This is a genomic window from Pseudophaeobacter sp., from assembly GCF_048267565.1.
In the GTDB taxonomy this organism is placed as follows: Bacteria; Pseudomonadota; Alphaproteobacteria; order Rhodobacterales; family Rhodobacteraceae; genus Pseudophaeobacter; species Pseudophaeobacter profundi.
Map to the genome: position 1 here is coordinate 1066490 of NZ_JBLWXG010000001.1, position 19978 is coordinate 1086467.

The following is a 19978-nucleotide window of genomic DNA, read 5'->3' on the forward strand; positions in this document are numbered from 1 at the left end:
ACACGTCGCGATCAGCCCAGACGCGCCGTAACCTGCGCAATGAAATCATCGCCGCGTTGCTCGAAATTGTGATATTGATCAAAACTGGCGGCCGCTGGCGCCAACAGAACCACGTCCCCCGGCTCGGCCTCTGCCATGGCGCGCTCTACCGCCTTGGCCATCGTGGTGCAAACCTCAGCCTCGACATCCAACTGCAGGGCAAAGCCCGCCGCCTCTCGGCCGATCACATAGGCCTTGCGCACCGCACCGGTTTGCCCCCCCAGCGCCGCCAGCCCGCCCTCTTTTTCCAACCCGCCGCAGATCCAGCGAATGTTCTTGAAAGCGCTCAGCGCTTTTGCGGCGCTATCCAGGTTGGTGGCCTTGCTGTCGTTGACATAGCGTACACCCGCCACCTCGGCGATGGTCTGGCTGCGGTGCGGCAGGCCCGGATAATCGGCCAATGCCGCCTCGATCACCCGTGGTGCCAGCCCCAGCACCCGCGCCGCCGCATAGGCCGCACAGGCATTCTGATGATTATGCTGCCCCGGCAGCCCCGTCATCCGCCGCAAATCGACCGAGGCCACCTGACGCCCCTTGCGCATCTCGCTCAGAAAGCCTTTGCGGGCAAAGACCTGCCAGCCCGGTCCAGTCAGCTTGCGCCCCGAGGCCACCCGGATTACCCGGTCATCGCTGGCCGCCTGCGCCATCTGTCCGGCAAGAAACAGCCCCTCGTCCTCATCAACACCGATAATGGCCCGATCCGGGCCGCCCTCGGCAAACAGGCGACGTTTGGCGGCAAAATATCCCCCCAGTCCAGCATGGCGATCCAGATGATCGGGCGATAGATTGGTCAAAATCGCCACATCGGGGGTCAGCGCGCGGGCCAGTTCCGTCTGATAGCTGGACAGCTCCAGCACCACCACACCAGCATTTCCCGGTGGATCGATATCCAGCACGCCGCGGCCAATATTGCCCGCCATCTGGCTGTCGCGCCCGACAGACACCAGAATGTGATGCAACAGCGCCACCGTGGTTGATTTGCCGTTGGATCCGGTGATCGCCACCACTTTGGGCGGCTGATCCAGCATATCCCAGCCCTGGGCCGGCAACGAGGCAAAGAACAGCCCGATGTCATTGTCCACCGGCACCCCAGCTTCCAGGGCAGCACGGATCACCGGGTTGGGCTGCGGGTAAAGATGCGGAATGCCCGGCGAGGTGATCAACACCGCGACATCGTCAAAGGCTCCGTTCCTGTGCAGATCCCTCAGCTCAAAGCCCTCTGCCTCGGCGGCAGCGCGCGCCTGCGGCTGGTCATCCCAGCACACCGCAGTGGCGCCGCCCGCCAGCAGCGCCCGCGCCGTGGCAAGGCCAGACCGCCCCAACCCCAAAACGGCGACAGTTGCGCCTTCAAACCCTTGAACCGGGATCATCGCCCACCTCACCTAATTGATCAAATTTGCGCCGCACAGTGCACCGCCCCCCCCCCACTTGCAAGAGGTCAGAGGCTTGGCAAATGCCTCTATCCGCGCGCCCCTTGCAGAGGCCCAAAGGGCCTCTGCCACCCCCAACAATTGCCAGAGTGGCAGCGCCGCTCGAAATTGGCGGGAGCGCCCCCCTGTTGCTGGGTGCCACGCATGAAAAAGGAGGCCGTAGCCTCCTTTCATCTTCCATCACGCAGCAGGAAAATCTGCCAAGGTCTATCGCACCTTCAGCGTTGCCAGGCCGATCATCGCCAGGATCAGTGCAATGATCCAGAACCGGATCACAATTGTCGGCTCTGCCCAGCCCTTTTTTTCATAGTGGTGGTGGATCGGCGCCATCAGGAAAATCCGCTTGCCGGTCCGTTTGAAATACAGCACCTGCAGGATCACGGAAAGCGCCTCCAGCACAAACAGCCCACCGACGATCGCCCAGACCAGCTCATGTTTGGTGACAACCGCAATCGCCCCCAGCGCGCCGCCCAGGGCCAGCGATCCGGTATCGCCCATGAAGACGGCAGCAGGCGGCGCATTATACCACAAGAAGCCAAGGCCGCCGCCAAACAGCGCTGCCGTAAAGATCAGGATTTCGCCGGTGCCGGGCACATAGTGCACATCCAGATAATCGGTGAAATCAACCCGGCCCACCGCATAGGCGATCACACCCAGGGTCCCCGCCGCAATCATCACCGGCATGATGGCCAGCCCATCCAGACCATCGGTCAGGTTCACCGCATTGGCCGAACCCACGATAACGCAGATCACGAAGGGCACATAGAAATACCCCAGGTTCAGCAGGGTATCCTTGAACACCGGCAGCGCCAGTTCGCTCTGCAACGCCTCCGGGTGATAGGCCCTGGCCCAGACCGCCGCGATGACCGCAATCAAAATCCCCAACAGCAGCCGCACTTTGCCTGATACCCCGGCGGTGTTCTGCTTTGACACCTTGGCATAGTCATCGGCAAAGCCGATCAGGGCAAAGGACATGGTGACAAAAAGCACCAGCCAGACAAAGGGATTGTCCAGCCGCGCCCAGATCAGCGTGGCACTGAGAACAGCGCCGACAATCAGCAGCCCGCCCATGGTCGGGGTGCCCGCCTTGGCCATATGCGCCTCTGGGCCGTCATCGCGGATCGGCTGCCCCTTGCCCTGACGGCGGCGCAGTACGTTGATCAGCGGCGTGCCGAACAAGAAACCAAACACAAGCGCGGTCATAAAGGCGCCGCCTGCCCGGAAGGTGATATAGCGGAAGAGGTTGAAAAAATCGCCGCCATCCGACAGGGCCGTCAGCCAATAGAGCATCTTGGATCGATCCTCGCCTTTAGTTGTTGTTTAAGAAGTGCGCTTGCCATGACCCAATTCCCGGATGCCGTCAACGATCTTGGCCAGCCCCGCGCTCAAAGATCCCTTGGCCAGCACAATATCGCCACAGCCCAGCTGCGCCGCCAGATCTGGGCGCGCCTCGCTTGCACTGGCATAGTGCTTGCCACGTTTGGCCTCGGGCAGGGCCGCGTACAGATGCGCCATCAATGGGCCGATGCAGTGGATCTCATCAATTGCCTGCAGCGCCGCCAGATCAGCAAGACCGGCGTGCAGCGCTGCCTCCTGTGGACCAAGTTCGCCCATATCGCCCAGATAGGCGATCCTGCGCCCGGGGGGCCGGTCCATGGCATCTGTTGGCAACGGCGTCGCCGCAAGCACGTCAAGCGCCGCCGCCATTGATGTGGGATTGGCATTATAGCTGTCGTCCAGCAGCAGCAATTTTCCGCCCTGTAGCGCCACTTCGACCCGCGCACCGCGCCCCGTGACCGGCGACCAGAGCGCCAGAACCTGCGCCGCCCGCGCCAGATCGGCGCCAGCGGCCTCTACCGCGGCCAATGCCCCCAGCGCGTTCATGGCAAAATGGGCCCCAAGCGACTGAATATGCAGCTGCAGCCTGGTGGCGTTGCAGCGCACCTCGGCCAGGGTTTCGCCAGCCTCGATCCGGGTCGACAGCAGGTGATAGGCCGTCGAAGTCTGACCAAACCAGACAGGACGCGCGCCCAACCGCTGGGCCTCTTGCGCCAAGACCTGCGCCTCGGCGATATCGGCATTCAGCACCGCGGTGCCGCCCGGTTCCAGCCCTTCCAGGATAGCCGCCTTTTCGCGGGCAATACCCGCCACATCGTCAAAGGCCTCTAGGTGTACCCCCGCAACCGTGGTCACCAGGGCCACATGCGGGCGAGCCTGGCGGGCCAATGGCGCAGTCTCGCCAGGGTGATTCATGCCGATTTCGATCACCGCATACTCTGAATCCCGCGGCATCCGCGCCAGGGTAAGCGGCACCCCCCAGTGATTGTTATAGCTGGCCACGGCGGCATGGCAGCGCCCCTGATCGGCCAGCATGCAGGCCAGCATTTCCTTGGTCGAGGTCTTGCCGACAGAGCCAGTGACGGCAATCACCTTGGCACTGGTGCGCGCCCGCGCCGCCCGCCCCAGAGCCTCTAGCGCCGCCTGGACATCGGCAACAATCAACAATGGCGCATCTGGCGCCACATCGTCGGGACGACGGCTGACCAGCGCGGCAGCGGCCCCCTTTTCCAAAGCCTGAGCCACAAAATCATGGCCGTCGCGTGCGGCCTTCAGCGCCACAAACATATCCCCCGGCGCAAGCGTCCGGGTATCGATCGACAGGCCCGTCGCCTGCCAGTCACCTCTGGCCTCGCCGCCTGTTGCCTGCGCGGCCTCTGCCGCGCTCCAGAGCGCTGTCATACTGCTTTCCCATCCAAAACGGCCACCGCCAGGCTGGCCTGTTCCACATCATCAAAGGGCAGCACATCGGTGCCGATGGTCTGGCCGCTTTCATGGCCCTTGCCACAGATCAGCAAGACATCCCCCGCCCCCAGCATATCAACCCCGCGCAGGATTGCCTCGGCGCGGTCGCCGACCTCCAGGGCAGCTGGGGCGCCCTTTTTGACCTGCGCCCGGATCAGGCCCGGATCTTCGGTGCGCGGATTGTCATCCGTGACAATGACCAGATCGGCATTGTCCTGTGCGGCCTGCCCCATCAAGGGGCGTTTGCCCGCGTCGCGATCACCACCGGCGCCAACAATGGCAATCAGCCGTCCCAGCACATGCGGGCGCAGCGCCTTGATCGCAGTAGCCACCGCATCCGGCGTATGGGCGTAATCGACAAAAACCGCCGCCCCATTGTCACGGGTCGCGGCATGTTCCATCCGGCCGCGCACCGTGGTCAGATGCGGCAGGGTCGCAAAGACCGCTGCCGGGTCTTCGCCACTGGCAATCACCAGACCGCAGGCCAAGAGCACATTTTCCGCCTGAAAACCGCCTATAAGGTTGAGCCGCACCTGATAGGGCTGGTCATGCCAGCTAAAGCGCAGTTCCTGGCCGGTATCATCATAGCGCAGCCCGCTGAGGCTGATATCGCCCAGGCCACGCCCGACGCTCAGCACCTCTTGGCCACGGGCTGCCGCCACGGCGCGCATTTCTGGCCCCCGCGGATCATTCATATTGATCACTGCAACGCCATCCTCTGGCAGGATGCGGCGGAACAATCCCGCCTTGGCGGCAAAATAGGCCTCGAAGGTTTCGTGATAATCCAGATGATCCTGGGTGAAATTGGTAAAGCCCGCCGCCGCCAGCTGCACCCCATCAAGGCGGCATTGATCCAGCCCATGCGAAGAGGCCTCCATCGCGGCATGGGTCACCCCCGCTGCCGCCGCCTTGGCCAGGGCCGCATGCAGCGTGATCGGTTCCGGCGTCGTATGGGCCAGCGGGTGACTCCAGGCACCTTCGATGCCGGTGGTGCCCAGGTTGACGGCGGCATGGCCCAGCTCGCACCAGATCTGGCGTACGAATGTCGCGACAGAGGTTTTCCCATTGGTGCCGGTCACCGCGACCATGGTGGCAGGCTGGGCGCCAAACCACAGGGCAGCAGCATAGGCCAGCGCCTGGCGCGGATCTTCGGCAATCACCAGCGCCGCATGGCTGTCGGCCAGCGGCTGGGCAGCGATCCTTGCCCCGGCCGCATCGGTCAGGATGGCGGTTGCCCCCTGCTCCAGCGCCGCTGGGATGAATTTGGCCCCATGGACCAGGCTGCCTGGCAGCGCCGCAAATAGGCAGCCCTTGGCCACCTTGCGGCTGTCGACTGCAAGGCCCGCAATCAGCGGATCGGCACCGCCACGGGCAGTCAGGCCGAGCTCGCTCAGCGGGCGGGTTTCAGGGGTCTCGTCGGGGTTGCTGCGCATCTGCGGCCCTCACCAGGGGTTAGGCCCGGGAGTCGCCCCCGGGATCAGTTGGAGGTCAGGGTTATACCAGTCACCTCGGCGGGTTCAACTTGTGGTCTCAACCCAAGGAGCGGCGCCAGACGGCCAATCATTTCAGCCGCCACTGGCACAGCTGTCCAACCGGCAGTGCGGCGTTCCTCGCCATAGGCAAAGACAGAGGGTTCATCCAGGGTGACCACCAGCACATATTTGGGATCATGCGCCGGAAACATCGAGGCAAAGGTCGCAATAACCTTGTCTTCGTAATAGCCGCCGCGGGGTCTTGGCTTATCCGCGGTGCCAGTCTTGCCGCCCACCTGATAGCCCGGCACGCGGGCAAAGCTGGCGGTGCCTTCGGTCACAACCTTGCGCAGCATAAGACGCGCCGCTCTGGCCGATTCTTCTGTCATGATGCGCCGCCCCAACTGCGGGCCATCCTGTTTAAGGATGGTTGGGCTGACATAGCGCCCGCCATTGGCGATGGCAGCATAACCTGCCGCCAGGTGCATTGGCGTGGTGGAAATCCCATGACCGTAAGAGATGGTCATGGCTGACAGTTCAGACCAGTTCTTGGGCAACAGCGGCTTGCCGCCCTGCGCCTCGACGATTTCAACGGGCGTGGCCTCCAGCATCCCCAGATCATCCAGGAAATCACGCTGGCGTTCAGCCCCGATCTGCTGGGCCAGGCGCGCAGTCCCAATGTTAGAGGATTTCACGATGATCTTTGTCACCGACAAGGCATTGCCATAGTTACGGAAATCCCTGATCGCAAATTTCCCCCAGCGCAGCGGGCCACGGGTATCAACCACCGTGTCCGGCGTCGCCAGACCCAGATCCATTGCCTGGGCTGCGGCAAAGATCTTGAAGGTAGAGCCCAGCTCATAAACCCCCTGCACCGCGCGGTTGAACAGCGGACTGACCGAAGGATCAAAGCCAGAGGTCGGCGGCTGCGGGCGTTCATTGGGGTCGAAATCCGGCAGCGACACCACCGAAATCACCTCGCCGCTGTGCACATCCATCAAGATGGAGGTAGCACCCTTGGCATTCATCAGCTTCATGCCACCATCCAGCACCCGCTCGGCAGCAGCCTGCACGGTCAGATCCAGCGAGAGAGCCAGCGGCTTTGTGCCATTGCCCGGATCGCGCAGATAGCTGTCAAACTGCTTTTCCACGCCGGCGACACCGATCACTTCGGCGGCGCTGACGCCCTCTTTGCCAAATCCAGCCCCGCCCAGAACATGGGCGGCGACACTGCCATTGGGATAAAGACGCATTTCACGCGGGCCAAACATCAGGCCCGGATCCCCGATATCATGCACCGCCTGTTTTTGTTCGGGGCTGATTTTCTTTTTTATCCACAAGAACTTGCGCGTTCCGGTGAAATCGGCCAGTAGGCGCGCCGGGTCCAGATCCGGGAAAATCTCGACTAGCCGCGCGGCGGTGGCTTCCGGGTCGATCAACTGCGGTGGCTGCGCATAGAGCGAATGGGTCTCAAAATTGGTGGCCAGAATGCGCCCCTGACGATCAACAATATCGGCGCGCTGCATGGCAATGGCGCTGCCTGCGGTGCTGGCCACAGGTTCGCGCGGCTCCGAGGTTGCCATAACCCCCATACGCCCTGCCACGGCCGCATAGGCACAGAGGAAGAAAACCCCCAGAACCAGCAGGCGGCCCTCGGCACGTTGGCGCGATTTGACCTGCATCTCGTCATGGCGCTGACGGATGTTTTCTTTTTCGATGGCGTCGGGGTTTTCACCCTTGGCACGGGCATCAAGAATACGGGCAAGCGGACGCAGGGGTCTGCGGGTCATTGGCTCTGCTCCGACTGGGACCGCGTATTGAGACCAGAAACCTCGACGCCTTCGGTAATCGTAAATTCGGGTTGCAGCGGATATGTGACCTCATCCACCCGGCCAAACTGATCCGGGCGCAGCGGCAAGAGGCCAAGGCTGGCAAAGTTCAGCTCGGCCAGTTCCATCAACCGGTCCGGCCGGTTCAGATAAGCCCATTCCGCCCGCAGGACGCTCAGCCGGGTCTGGGCCGCACCAATCTGGCGCTGCAGGCCGCGAGTTTCTTTCAGCACCTGCTGGGTTGCATAGTTTTCACGGTAGGCCCAGAACGCCAGCCCAAAGACTGCCAGAGCGGTGATCACATACAACAACGACTTCATTTGCGCCCCTCTTTCAGCTGCGGCATGCTCAGGTCCTTGGCGCTGATGGGCACCGGCTCTGCCGCAGTGCGACGCCCCACCCGCAGCCGCGCCGAGCGCGACCGGGGGTTTTGTGCCAGTTCGTCATCATCCGGGCCAACCGCCTTGCGGGTGACCTGTTCAAACTGCGCTGCCAGTTCTTCCTGTTCCGGCGCATAGCGATTGGCGCGGCCTGTCTTGCCGGCGCGATGCTGAAAGAAGCGTTTGACCATGCGATCCTCGACCGAATGGAAAGTCACAACAGCCAGCAAACCACCCGGTTTCAAGGCGCGTTCAGCCGCCAGAAGCCCGTTGAACAGCTCTTCGTATTCTGCATTCACCGCGATGCGCAGCGCCTGAAAGCTGCGGGTGGCGGGATGCGACTTGCCCTGTTTGGCGCGGGGCAGACAGCCCTCGATCAGCTTGGCCAGTTGCAGCGTCGTGGTGATTGGCTCCAGCGCGCGCGCCTTGACGATGGATTTGGCAATGCGGCGGCTGGCGCGTTCTTCGCCAAAATGAAACAGGATATCGGCAAGCTGCACTTCGCTCAGCTCGGCCACCAGGTCCGCCGCCGATGGCCCGGTCTGCGACATCCGCATATCCAGCGGCCCGTCGCGCATAAAGGAAAAACCACGCTCGGCCAGATCCAGCTGCATGGAAGAGACCCCAAGGTCCAGCACCACACCGTCCAAGTCTTGCGCATATTCATCCATGCGCGAGAAGACGCCCTCTTGCAGTACCAGGCGATCACCATAGTCAGCGGCCCAGGGCTGGGCCAGTTCAAAGGCAAGCGGATCGCGGTCGACGCCGATCACCTGATCGGCCCCGGCCTGCAACAATCCGCGCGTATAACCGCCAGCGCCAAAGGTGCCGTCCAGCCAGCGCCCGGAAACCGGCGCGACCGCCTGCAACAGCGGGCGCAACAGCACCGGAACATGCGGCCCGGTCGAGGTCTCGCGATCCGTTGTCATAGCCTATGCGCCTCCGGCGTTATCTAGGAACTCCAGCGGGTCAAAACCCTCTGGCAATTCATCCATCCATTTCTCGGTTTGGGCCAGCTCTTCTTCTTCGTAGGTCTCGGGCTTCCAGATCTGGAAGGTATCACCGGCGGCCATAAAGAAGGCTTCTTTTTCGAGATCAATCTTGTTGCGCAGTTTGGCGGGCAACACCAGACGGCCGGTCTCGTCCACTGTTGTCGGGAAAGACTGACCATGAAACATGCGCTGCAACATTTTGCGCTGCATAGATCCACGCGGCAAGGCATCAATTTTGGCGTCGACCTCTTCGATCGCCTCCATCGTATAGCATTCCAGGTAATTGCGGCGCTGATCGCCGTAGACGATTACCAATTCAGGGTTTTCACCGGACTTCCAGTTGGGGTCACTTGCCTCGATCACACGACGAAAGGAGGCTGGAATGGATACCCGCCCCTTTGTGTCCACCTTGTGGTGGCTTTCGCCTCTGAACCTGCGGCCCAAATCTCAGCCCTCTATCCCGGCGCCTTCGCGCTCTGCTCCCCGAAATTAAAAGAGGCGAGTTGATCTGCTGCCACTGATCAACTCGCCTCCTGGTTCCCGCTTGGCGGGTTGTCCGACTGCGCGCGCCACCTGGGGGGGATGTCTGCTCGCCCGCGCGCCGGATCTCTCGTTGTTCGGAAGAAGCAAAGGCCTGTATGAACCTGCTTATTATTATGAGCTTGGGGTCTTTGGCGCCCCGATGTGCTCTTCGCTGCATCCGATGTAAAAGGGATACTATGGGAATTCATGGCCTGGCAACCCGGAAAGAATAAAAGCTTCTCCTAAATAGTTTTTACCGCCCGGAAGTTGCAGCAATTTCGGGCCAATATCAGGGGATATTTCGCACAAAATGTTATTCAGCGAATCCTAGACACCACATATAGAGAGTGAAAAAAGTCACACTCCCCGGCCTGCATCACCCATAAATTCCCATCCGCAGGAATGGGATTCCTTCTTCCATTAAGGAGTTCCGCTAATGTTCCGCTCCCCATCTGTGCATAACTCTGTGGGTAATTAGAATTTCGCCTGCGCATCTACTGATTCGGAGCTGAAAACGAATCACTTCCGCCAATTCATCGACCTTTGGCGCGGGCCTGGCACGCATTCAGCCCATGATTTCCCATCCGTCCCACGATTTCCCGTAGAGGCACGAAAAAGGGCAAGATCAGCTTTTGATTGCTAACAGAAGCCGCCCCCGCCTGCGCGGCGATCAGGATAGATCCCACCCAAGAGAGGGGCCGCAGGGCAGATCCCTGCCCTGCGCCGAACAGACCTGCCGCCACCCAGACTGACAGGCAGGCAGTCAGACCGGCAGGCCGCCACCGCAAAGCGCGCCCTGCGGCGAAATCCTGCAACACAGCACAGAAAGGTCCAGCCGCGCGTTTATAGAGAATGCAATTCAGCTACCGGGACAGAACCTAGGCCATGCCGCCTGCAATCAGCCCCTTGGCGATCTGGCCATAGGCCTGTGCAATTGCGCCATCTCCGGCAGCGACGGGCCGGCCTGCATCCCCGGCCAGCCGGGTTTCCAGGTCAATCGGCAAAGCCCCCAGCAAAGGCAGACCAAGCGCCTCTGCCTCGGCGGCAACCCCGCCATGGCCAAAGATATGGTGCTCTCCGCCGCAATCTGGGCAGGTAAAGAATGACATGTTTTCGATCAACCCCAGAACCGGCGTCTTGAGCGTCTTGAACATATCCAGGGCTTTTCGCGCATCAATCAGCGCCACATCCTGCGGGGTGCTGACTACAATTGCACCGCTCAGCTCGCTCTTGGTACAGAGCGTCAACTGCACATCCCCGGTTCCCGGTGGCAGATCCACAATAAGAATATCCAACTCGCCCCAGTTCACCTGGCCCAGCATCTGCTGCAGCGCCCCCATCAACATCGGGCCGCGCCAGACAACCGCCTTATCCTCTGGCACCATCAGACCGATCGACATCATCGTGACCCCATGCGCCTGCAAGGGTTCAATCACCTTGCCATCGGCGCTGCCGGGACGGCCCGTGACCCCCATCATGCGCGGCTGGCTGGGGCCATAGATATCAGCATCCAGCAACCCCACCCGGCGCCCCTGCCGCGACAGGGCCACCGCCAGATTGGCGCTGACCGTGGATTTCCCCACGCCCCCCTTGCCAGAGGCAACCGCCAGAATGCGCGCAACCCCTGCAGGCTTTATCGGCCCGGCCTGCGGTTTTGCATGGCCACCGAACTTGAGACCAGGCGCGCCCGGCGCGCCCTTTGCGGACGGCCCGGCGCTGGCCGGGCCATGCGCCGTCAACGCCGCTGAGACAGAGCCAACCCCCGAAAGAGCCAGAACGGCAGCCTCGGCAGCGCGGCGCAGCGGTTCCATATGCTGGGCGATTTCCGGGCTTGGCGCCTCTATGACAAAGCTGACCTTTACGGCGCCTGCCCCTGCGGCATCAGGCTGAAGCGTCAGGGCACGGATCATATCCCGCGAGATCAGCGTGCCCCCATCTGGCAGGGCAAGTCGCGCCAGTGCCTCTTTGATCTGCGCCTCGTTGATCTGGTTCTCACTCACCGACATATGCTGCAGGCCTCTTCTTGCTATAGGGGCGAAAGACCACCCCGCGGTGCCCCTGTCGCTGGCGCCAGAGAGTGCTCTTAACCGGTGATATCCGCAAGGGCACGCATCGCCAGGCCATGCCAATCTTTTCCTGGCGGAGAGTAGATTTGGACAAGTTTGCCCAAAAAACAGTCTGTTTACAAACGAATAGGGGCGACCCATGCAAATGCTGCATAGCAGAAATGCCAATACGGGGGATTGTGCAGGTGCAGCAATTCGCTATTTTGATCTCAACAGACGCCGATACAGGCACAACGCAAATAACCAGTTTCAAGGATCTATCCGATGGCCCTCGTACAGCAAATCGCCCCATCCAAAGCCCTCTCTGCGGCACTGCCCCTGGCTTGGTTTGATGCGCTGAGCACCAAGCTGGCTCGCCATCGCCTGTATCGCCAAACCTATAATGAACTCTCTTCGCTGTCCGGTCGCGAACTGGCCGATCTGGGCCTGCACCGTTCGATGATCCGGCGCATCGCCTATCAGGCGGCATACGAAAACAACTAATAGAGATCAGGCTCTTTTCTCCTCCTCCCTAGAGAGCCTGTCCTACGCGGTGACATCCTCCTCCTCCCTGATGTCACCGCACCCTAATTCCGGCCCTTGCCGGACAAGAATACATCCGGGTCTCCTCCTCCCTTGGTCCTGATGTTGTCATGAACGGCGGTGCCCCCTCCTCCTCCCTGGGCGCCGCCGTTTTATGTTTCTCTCCCCCCAAAAAACACACAGTAACGCAGCCTGCCAGGCCGTGCAGATGCAGGTGTCACGGGCCAATCAACAGCAAAACCTGAAAATCGCGGGTCGCGACCATTGCCCCCCCATGTCGCCAAGCGGTCGCCAAGCGCGCCGTTCCATCGGCATGACATAGAGAAATAGGACAGCCCTGCGGACCGCCCCCCAAAATCTGGCGAAACGGTTGAGCCCTACAGCGGGGCCACAGGAAGGGGAGGCGAATCGCTGCGTGCCCGACTGTCGCAGGCTGCCAGCACAGAGTCCCAGCCACAGCCCTGCCGTTTCAGCCCCTGCCCGTTTCAGGCCAAATGATCGCCGCTAAAACGGAACATCATCAACCGATGGGTCACTCGCAGCGCCGCTGGCGGTGATAAAACGCGCCAGCACCTTTTTGCTGCCCGCCTTTTCAAAGGCCACCTCCAGCTTGTCGGCCTCGATCCCGGTAATCGCGCCGTAGCCGAATTTCTGGTGAAACACCCGCTCACCCAGCGTGAAACTGGCAACGGCTGTTAGGTCAATCACCGGGGCCGGTTTGGGCTGGGCATTGCCGCGCTGGCCAGCCCGTGCCTGCATCCGCTTCCAGCCGGGCGAATTATAGCCATCCGCCTGCGCCACCTTGGCCTCGATGGTAGAACGCACCGAATCGTCGCCACCCGCAGCGGCCCCATAACCACCACCATATAGGCCAGGTGGCGTCAGCACCTCGACATGCTCCTCGGGCAGTTCATCAACAAAGCGCGACGGCAGCTGCGATTGCCACTGGCCAAAGACCCGGCGGTTGCCGGCAAAGGAAATGGTGCAGACCTCTTCGGCGCGGGTGATGCCGACATAGGCAAGGCGGCGCTCTTCCTCCAGGCCTTTCAGGCCGGTTTCATCCATCGACCGCTGCGAGGGGAACAGCCCGTCTTCCCAGCCGGGCAGAAACACGGCCGGAAATTCCAGCCCCTTGGCGCCGTGCAGCGTCATGATCGAAACCTTCTGGTCCGAATCCTGTTTGTCATTGTCCATAACCAGGCTGACATGTTCCAGAAACCCTTGCAGGTTTTCAAAGTTTTCCAGCGCCTTGACCAGTTCTTTCAGGTTTTCAAGCCGACCGGGGGAATCGGGGTTCTTGTCGGCCTGCCACATGCCCGTATAGCCGCTTTCATCCAGGATGATTTCGGCCAGTTCGATATGCGATATATCCGCATCCTCGACCATACGGCCCCAGCGGGTGAGGTTCTCGACCAACCGCCCCAGCGCTGCGCCGCCCTTGCCCTTGATGGCGCCGGATTGCACCGCAAGGCGCGCACCTTCAAACAGGGAGACCCCATTTTCGCGGGCAAATCCCTGAATGGTCTGCTGCGCCTTGTCGCCAAGGCCACGTTTTGGGGTATTAACAATCCGTTCAAAGGCCAAATCGTCATCCGCCGAGGTCACCATACGGAAATACCCCATAGCATCGCGAATTTCGAGCCGCTCATAAAAGCGCGGGCCACCAATGACGCGGTAGGGCAGACCAATGGTCAAAAACCGGTCTTCAAAAGCACGCATCTGATGCGAAGCCCGCACCAGAATCGCCATCTCGTTCAGATCAATCGGGCGCTGGCCACGGGTGCCGCGCTGCATCGCCTCGATCTCTTCTCCGATCCAGCGGGCCTCTTCCTCGCCATCCCAATGGCCGATCAGCCGCACTTTTTCGCCGCCCTTTTCTGCGGTCCATAGCTCTTTGCCCAAGCGGCCCGAATTGCCGCTGATCACGCCGGAGGCAGCCGCCAGAATATGTTCGGTCGAGCGGTAATTCTGCTCCAGCCGGACCACCTTGGCGCCGGGAAAATCCTTTTCAAACCGCAGGATATTGCCCACCTCGGCACCGCGCCAGCCATAGATCGACTGGTCATCATCACCAACGCAACAGATGTTTTTGTGCCCGCCTGCCAGCAGCCGCAGCCATAGATATTGGGCAATATTGGTATCCTGGTATTCGTCTACCATGATGTAACGGAACCAGCGCTGATACTGCGCCAGAATATCGCCATGGGTCTGAAAGATCGTCACCACATGCAGCAGCAAATCGCCAAAATCAACGGCGTTCAACTCGCGCAGGCGCGTTTGATACTGGGCATAGAATTCGGGGCCACGGTGGTTATAGGCCCCAGCCTCAGCAGCCGACAACTTGTCCGGTGTCAGGGCGCGGTTCTTCCAGTCATCAATGATTCCGGCCAGCATGCGCGGCGGCCAGCGCTTTTCGTCGATATCCGCCGCACGGATCAATTGCTTCAGCAGCCTGATCTGATCGTCACTGTCCAGAATGGTGAAATTCGACTTCAAGCCAACCAGTTCAGCATGGCGTCGCAGCAGTTTCACACAGACCGAATGGAAGGTTCCCAGCCATTGCATGCCCTCGGCGGGCTGGCCCAGCAACTTGCCGACCCGCTCTTTCATTTCGCGCGCGGCCTTGTTGGTAAAGGTCACCGCCAAGATTTCATTGGTCCGCGCCGACTGCGTGTTCAGCAGATGCACAATCCGCGCCGTCAGCGCCTTGGTTTTGCCGGTGCCCGCGCCCGCCAGCATCAGGACCGGACCATCCAGACATTCAACTGCCTCGCGTTGGGCAGGATTCAGCCCCTCAAGATAGGGGCTGGGACGGGCGGCCATGGCCCGCGACGACAGGGAGGCGCCTTCAAAGGCGTCCATTTCATCAAAACTGCTCATGTCCGTAATACTAGCGTGATTCAATCTGCGAGAAAAGAGGACGTTCGCATTATGTTCGCAGGCCTTGCCGATGCCCGCCAAACCCGGTTTTCAGGGCGGCGTCATGGCGCGATTGCCCCGCCCTCTTGCCAATTGCGCGCCACCGCCTATCAATGCCGCATGGATCTGCATCAAACATACCCCGGCCTTGAGGATCTGCGCGCTGCCGCCCAGCGCCGCCTGCCCGAATTCGTCTGGGAATATCTTGACAGTGCCACCGGCCAAGAGGCCACGAAACGGCGCAATCGCAGTGCCTTGGATCAGATCGGCTTCATGCCCTCTATCCTGCATGGGGAACAAGAGGTGGCGCTGAACACCCGCTTTATGGGCCGCGACCTGCCGCTGCCCTTTGGCATTGCACCGCTTGGCATGTCGGGGCTGATCTGGCCCGATGCCGAGGGCCACCTGGCCCGCTGCGGTGCCGCAGCAGGTATCCCCTACTCCCTGTCCACCGTGGCCAGCCAATCCCCCGAGGATCTGGCACCGCATCTGGGACCAGAGGCCTGGTTCCAGCTCTATCCGCCCAAGGACGAGACCATTCGCAGCGATATGCTGGATCGGGCGCGCCGGGCGGGGTTTTCGACCCTGGTGCTGACCGTCGATGTGCCGGTGGCTTCGCGACGCGAACGTCAGGTGCGTTCAGGCCTGACGCAGCCGCCGCGCCTGACGCCACGCCTGCTGGCGCAGGTGATGCGCAAACCTCGCTGGGCCCTTGGCATGGCCCACCAGCACCGACATGAGGGCGGGATGCCCCATATGCGCACATTGGATAAATATGTCACCGATAATAGCGGCGGCCTGTCTTCGACGGCGCATATTGGCTATCTGCTGCGCACCTCACCCGACTGGGACTATGTAAGATGGCTGCGCGGGGCCTGGCAGGGGACCTTTGTCATCAAGGGCGTGCTGCGGGCGGAAGACGCCGCGCCGCTGGAACAGATCGGTGTCGATGCGCTTTGGGTTTCCAACCATGCAGGGCGTCAGTTTGACGCCGCCCCCGCCAGTATCGAAGCCCTGCCAGAACTGCGCGCCGCAACCCGACTGCCGCTGATCTTTGACAGTGGGATAGAGGGCGGACTGGATATCCTGCGTGCCCTAGCGCTTGGGGCCGACTTTGTCATGCTGGGGCGGGCTTTTCATTTCGCACTTGCAGCATTAGGCTCTGCTGGACCACAGCATCTGATCGAGGTTCTGTCAAAAGACCTTGAAGCCAACATGGGGCAACTGGGATTGCAAAACCTTGCCGAGCTGCGCAAGCTGAAAGTCCGCAGGCTTCCTGCGTTGACCGGGCTGCCCTGATATCAACCTGCTGACCTGGCCTGTTGACCTGACCCAAGGCGCTGCCGGGACTAGCGGAACTGCCGGGACTGGCGGCCAAATGCCGCAGCTGCAGCAAAAGAGACGGAAATTGACCGCATGAGAGCGCAATCAGGCCGCAGATACCCAGAACTACGTCTATACCAACCGCTAAGAAGCCCCTAACACTTCGCCAAACCACTTGCCCACAACACTGCCCAAGGAGCCACAATGCCTGACTTCAAAAAGATCCTGATTGCGAACCGAGGCGAAATCGCCATCCGCGTCATGCGAGCAGCCAACGAAATGGGCAAGCGCACGGTTGCCATCTATGCCGAAGAGGACAAACTGGGTCTGCACCGCTTCAAAGCGGATGAAGCCTACCGCATTGGCGAGGGCATGGGCCCCGTCGCCGCCTATCTGAGCATCGACGAGATCATTCGCGTTGCCAAAGAATGCGGTGCCGATGCAATCCACCCCGGCTATGGGCTGTTGTCGGAAAACCCCGATTTTGTTGATGCCTGCGCGCGCAACGGCATCACCTTCATCGGCCCCAAGGCCGAAACCATGCGCGCCCTGGGCGACAAGGCCTCGGCCCGTCGCGTCGCGGTTGAGGCCGGCGTGCCGGTCATTCCCGCCACCGAGGTGCTGGGCAATGATATGAAGGCCATTGCCAAAGAGGCCGAAGAGGTCGGCTATCCGCTGATGCTAAAGGCGTCCTGGGGCGGCGGTGGGCGCGGCATGCGGCCCATTCACGGCCCTGACGAGCTGGAAGAAAAGGTGCTGGAAGGTCGGCGCGAGGCCGAAGCCGCCTTTGGCAATGGCGAAGGCTATCTGGAAAAGATGATCACCCGCGCCCGCCACGTCGAGGTGCAGATCCTGGGTGACAAGCACGGTGAGATCTATCACCTGTTTGAACGCGATTGTTCGGTGCAGCGCCGCAACCAGAAAGTGGTTGAACGCGCCCCTGCGCCCTATCTGTCTGAACAGCAGCGGGCTGAGATCTGCGAATTGGGCCGCAAGATCTGCAAACATGTGAACTATGAATGCGCCGGCACCGTTGAATTCCTGATGGATATGAACGACGGTAAATTCTACTTCATCGAGGTGAACCCTCGGGTGCAGGTGGAACATACCGTCACCGAAGAGGTGACCGGCATCGACATCGTGCAGGCCCAGATCCTGATCGCCGAGGGCAAGACCATTGCCGAGGCCACCGGCAAAGACAGCCAGGCAGAGATCCGCCTGAATGGTCACGCGCTGCAGACCCGTGTCACCACCGAAGACCCGCTGAACAACTTTATCCCCGACTATGGTCGTATTACCGCCTATCGCTCGGCCACCGGCATGGGCATTCGTCTGGATGGCGGCACCGCCTATGCCGGCGGGGTGATCACCCGCTATTATGACAGCCTGCTGACCAAGGTCACAGCCTGGGCTCCAACGCCCGAAAAAGCCATCGCCCGTATGGACCGCGCCCTGCGTGAATTCCGGGTGCGCGGCGTCTCCACCAATATCGCCTTTGTCGAGAACCTGCTGAAACACCCGACCTTCCTCGACAACAGCTATACCACCACCTTCATCGACAACACGCCCGAGCTGTTCCAGTTTGCCAAACGCCAGGACCGCGGCACCAAGGTGCTGACCTATCTGGCCGATATCAGCGTCAACGGGCACCCGGAAACCGAAGGCCGCGCCGCGCCGCCGACCGACCTGAAAGAGCCGCGCGCGCCCCATGTGGATCCGGCGCCCCTGCCCTCTGGCACCCGCAACCTGCTGGAGCAAAAAGGCGCCCAGGCGGTGGCCGACTGGATGAAAGCCCAGCGTCAGCTGCTGCTGACCGATACCACCATGCGCGATGGTCACCAGTCCTTGCTGGCAACCCGGATGCGCAGCCATGACATGATCAAGGTGGCCCCCGCCTATGCGCAGAATCTCAGCCAGTTGTTCTCGGTTGAATGCTGGGGCGGGGCGACCTTTGATGTGGCCTACCGCTTTTTGCAGGAATGCCCCTGGCAGCGGCTGCGCGACCTGCGCGAAGCCATGCCCAACGTGATGACCCAGATGCTGCTGCGCGCCTCCAATGGCGTGGGCTACACCAACTACCCCGACAATGTGGTGCAGGAATTTGTCCGCCAGGCGGCGGTCACCGGCGTTGATGTCTTCCGGGTGTTTGACAGCCTCAACTGGGTGGAAAACATGCGCGTTGCCATGGATGCGGTGGTCGACAGCGGCAAGCTCTGCGAAGGCACCATCTGCTACACCGGCGATATCCTTGACCCCAACCGCGCCAAATATGACCTGAAATACTATGTCGGCATGGCCCGCGAACTGGAAGCCGCAGGCGCCCATGTGCTGGGCCTCAAAGACATGGCAGGCCTGCTGAAACCCGCAGCCGCCCGTCAGCTTGTCAAGGCGCTGAAAGAAGAAGTCGGCCTGCCGGTCCATTTCCACACCCATGACACCTCGGGCATTGCCGGGGCCACCATTCTGGCCGCTGCCGATGCCGGCGTGGATGCGGTGGATGTGGCGATGGATGCCTTCTCTGGCGGCACCTCGCAGCCCTGCTTTGGCTCCATCGTCGAGGGCCTGCGCAACACCGATCGCGACACTGGTCTGGATATCGCAAAAATCCGCGAAATCTCTGGCTACTGGGAGCAGGTCCGGGCGCAGTATGCCGCCTTTGAAAGCGGCCTGCAGGCCCCCGCCTCTGAGGTCTATCTGCACGAGATGCCCGGCGGACAGTTCACCAACCTCAAGGCCCAGGCGCGCAGCCTTGGTCTGGAAGACCGCTGGCATGAGGTTGCCCAGACCTATGCGGATGTGAACCAGATGTTTGGCGATATCGTCAAGGTGACGCCCTCTTCCAAGGTGGTTGGCGATATGGCGCTGATGATGGTCAGTCAGAACCTGACCCGCGCCCAGGTGGAAGACCCCGCAACCGAGGTTTCTTTCCCCGATAGTGTCATCGACATGATGCGCGGCAATCTGGGCCAGCCTCCCGGTGGTTTCCCCGCAGGTATCACCGCCAAGGTGCTGAAGGACGAAGCGCCCAACCTCAGCCGCCCCGGCGCCCATCTGCCCCCCGTCGATCTGGAGGAAACCCGCGCCGAGCTGCGCCAGCAACTGGAAGGCAAAGAGGTCGATGACGAGGATCTCAACGGCTACCTGATGTATCCAAAGGTCTTTCTCGACTACATGGGCCGCCACCGCCAGTACGGGCCAGTACGCGCCCTGCCCACGCGGGCCTTCTTTTACGGGATGGAACCGGGCGAGGAAATCACCGCAGAAATCGACCCTGGCAAGACGCTGGAAATCCGCCTGCAGGCGCTGGGGGAAACCGATGAAAAGGGCGAGGTCAAAGTCTTCTTTGAACTGAACGGCCAGCCCCGTGTCATCCGTGTGCCCAACCGCCTGGTCAAGGCCACGACCGAAAGCCGCCCCAAGGCAGAGCTGGGCAATGCCAACCACATCGGTGCGCCGATGCCCGGCGTTGTTGCCACTGTTGCGGTGCAGCTTGGCCAGGAGGTGCACGAAGGCGATATGCTGCTGACAATCGAGGCGATGAAAATGGAAACCGGTCTGCACGCCGAACGCAGCGCCCGCGTCAAGGCCCTGCATGTTCAGCCCGGCACCCAGATCGACGCCAAGGATCTGCTGGTTGAACTGGAAGATCTGGACTGATCCGCCGCGAAACGAATAGCTGCCT

At 61.4% G+C, this 19978-nt stretch carries 13 protein-coding genes; 3 read left to right on the top strand and 10 right to left on the bottom strand.

The features are described 5' to 3' along the window. Positions 1 to 11 precede the first annotated feature (11 nt). The 9 genes from murD to ACN0VH_RS05040 form a co-directional block, all read right to left on the bottom strand. Positions 12 to 1409, bottom strand: a complete 1398-nt coding sequence (gene murD, locus ACN0VH_RS05000; protein WP_417699734.1) for a UDP-N-acetylmuramoyl-L-alanine--D-glutamate ligase — start codon at positions 1407 to 1409, stop codon at positions 12 to 14. A 267-nt stretch (positions 1410 to 1676) separates the two neighbouring features. Next, positions 1677 to 2759, bottom strand: coding sequence for a phospho-N-acetylmuramoyl-pentapeptide-transferase (gene mraY / locus ACN0VH_RS05005; RefSeq protein WP_278921043.1), 1083 nt, complete (start codon positions 2757 to 2759; stop codon positions 1677 to 1679). 30 nt (positions 2760 to 2789) lie between these two features. Next, positions 2790 to 4208 carry a UDP-N-acetylmuramoyl-tripeptide--D-alanyl-D-alanine ligase gene (locus ACN0VH_RS05010; RefSeq protein ID WP_417699735.1) on the bottom strand — a complete coding sequence of 473 codons (1419 nt, stop codon included), beginning with the start codon at positions 4206 to 4208 and terminating at the stop codon, positions 2790 to 2792. Further along, complete coding sequence (locus ACN0VH_RS05015) at positions 4205 to 5704, bottom strand: UDP-N-acetylmuramoyl-L-alanyl-D-glutamate--2,6-diaminopimelate ligase (protein WP_278921045.1); 1500 nt, start codon at positions 5702 to 5704, stop codon at positions 4205 to 4207. Before ACN0VH_RS05015 ends, ACN0VH_RS05010 begins: the two co-directional genes overlap by 4 nt. A gap of 44 nt (positions 5705 to 5748) precedes the next feature. Then, positions 5749 to 7533: a peptidoglycan D,D-transpeptidase FtsI family protein gene (locus tag ACN0VH_RS05020; protein WP_278921046.1), complete on the bottom strand. Its 1785-nt coding sequence runs from the start codon at positions 7531 to 7533 to the stop codon at positions 5749 to 5751. Beyond that, on the bottom strand, positions 7530 to 7892 hold the full coding sequence (ftsL, locus tag ACN0VH_RS05025) for a cell division protein FtsL (protein ID WP_278921047.1): 363 nt from the start codon (positions 7890 to 7892) through the stop codon (positions 7530 to 7532). The genes ACN0VH_RS05020 and ftsL overlap by 4 nt, the downstream gene beginning before the upstream one ends. Next, positions 7889 to 8881: a 16S rRNA (cytosine(1402)-N(4))-methyltransferase RsmH gene (rsmH, locus tag ACN0VH_RS05030; RefSeq protein WP_278921048.1), complete on the bottom strand. Its 993-nt coding sequence runs from the start codon at positions 8879 to 8881 to the stop codon at positions 7889 to 7891. Before rsmH ends, ftsL begins: the two co-directional genes overlap by 4 nt. Before the next feature lie 3 nt (positions 8882 to 8884). Beyond that, on the bottom strand, positions 8885 to 9352 hold the full coding sequence (gene mraZ, locus ACN0VH_RS05035; RefSeq protein ID WP_278921049.1) for a division/cell wall cluster transcriptional repressor MraZ: 468 nt from the start codon (positions 9350 to 9352) through the stop codon (positions 8885 to 8887). 992 nt (positions 9353 to 10344) lie between these two features. Further along, positions 10345 to 11472: an Mrp/NBP35 family ATP-binding protein gene (locus ACN0VH_RS05040; RefSeq protein WP_417699738.1), complete on the bottom strand. Its 1128-nt coding sequence runs from the start codon at positions 11470 to 11472 to the stop codon at positions 10345 to 10347. A 324-nt stretch (positions 11473 to 11796) separates the two neighbouring features. Here ACN0VH_RS05040 and ACN0VH_RS05045 point away from each other — a divergent pair, with 324 nt between their 5' ends. Further along, positions 11797 to 12015 carry a DUF1127 domain-containing protein gene (locus ACN0VH_RS05045; RefSeq protein WP_278921051.1) on the top strand — a complete coding sequence of 73 codons (219 nt, stop codon included), beginning with the start codon at positions 11797 to 11799 and terminating at the stop codon, positions 12013 to 12015. 543 nt (positions 12016 to 12558) lie between these two features. On the opposite strand, the gene ACN0VH_RS05050 is transcribed toward ACN0VH_RS05045, so the two are convergent. Next, positions 12559 to 14934: an ATP-dependent helicase gene (locus ACN0VH_RS05050; protein WP_278921052.1), complete on the bottom strand. Its 2376-nt coding sequence runs from the start codon at positions 14932 to 14934 to the stop codon at positions 12559 to 12561. A 159-nt stretch (positions 14935 to 15093) separates the two neighbouring features. Between ACN0VH_RS05050 and ACN0VH_RS05055 the strand changes: the two genes are divergently transcribed. Together ACN0VH_RS05055 and ACN0VH_RS05060 are read left to right on the top strand one after the other, a co-directional pair. Further along, positions 15094 to 16272 carry an alpha-hydroxy acid oxidase gene (locus ACN0VH_RS05055; RefSeq protein ID WP_417700000.1) on the top strand — a complete coding sequence of 393 codons (1179 nt, stop codon included), beginning with the start codon at positions 15094 to 15096 and terminating at the stop codon, positions 16270 to 16272. Positions 16273 to 16500: 228 nt separating this feature from the next. After that, positions 16501 to 19953, top strand: coding sequence for a pyruvate carboxylase (locus ACN0VH_RS05060; RefSeq protein WP_417699740.1), 3453 nt, complete (start codon positions 16501 to 16503; stop codon positions 19951 to 19953). Positions 19954 to 19978: the final 25 nt, after the last annotated feature.

Excerpts from the sequence above, each read along its gene's own strand:
- ACN0VH_RS05055 (WP_417700000.1), top strand. The coding sequence starts at position 15,094 with ATGGATCTGCATCAAACATACCCCGGCCTTGAGGATCTGCGCGCTGCC.
- ACN0VH_RS05040 (WP_417699738.1), bottom strand. The coding sequence starts at position 11,472 with ATGTCGGTGAGTGAGAACCAGATCAACGAGGCGCAGATCAAAGAGGCA.
- mraY (WP_278921043.1), bottom strand. The coding sequence starts at position 2,759 with ATGCTCTATTGGCTGACGGCCCTGTCGGATGGCGGCGATTTTTTCAAC.
- rsmH (WP_278921048.1), bottom strand. The coding sequence starts at position 8,881 with ATGACAACGGATCGCGAGACCTCGACCGGGCCGCATGTTCCGGTGCTG.
- ftsL (WP_278921047.1), bottom strand. The coding sequence starts at position 7,892 with ATGAAGTCGTTGTTGTATGTGATCACCGCTCTGGCAGTCTTTGGGCTG.
- murD (WP_417699734.1), bottom strand. The coding sequence starts at position 1,409 with ATGATCCCGGTTCAAGGGTTTGAAGGCGCAACTGTCGCCGTTTTGGGG.
- ACN0VH_RS05010 (WP_417699735.1), bottom strand. The coding sequence starts at position 4,208 with ATGACAGCGCTCTGGAGCGCGGCAGAGGCCGCGCAGGCAACAGGCGGC.
- ACN0VH_RS05050 (WP_278921052.1), bottom strand. The coding sequence starts at position 14,934 with ATGAGCAGTTTTGATGAAATGGACGCCTTTGAAGGCGCCTCCCTGTCG.
- ACN0VH_RS05020 (WP_278921046.1), bottom strand. The coding sequence starts at position 7,533 with ATGACCCGCAGACCCCTGCGTCCGCTTGCCCGTATTCTTGATGCCCGT.
- ACN0VH_RS05060 (WP_417699740.1), top strand. The coding sequence starts at position 16,501 with ATGCCTGACTTCAAAAAGATCCTGATTGCGAACCGAGGCGAAATCGCC.
- ACN0VH_RS05015 (WP_278921045.1), bottom strand. The coding sequence starts at position 5,704 with ATGCGCAGCAACCCCGACGAGACCCCTGAAACCCGCCCGCTGAGCGAG.
- ACN0VH_RS05045 (WP_278921051.1), top strand. The coding sequence starts at position 11,797 with ATGGCCCTCGTACAGCAAATCGCCCCATCCAAAGCCCTCTCTGCGGCA.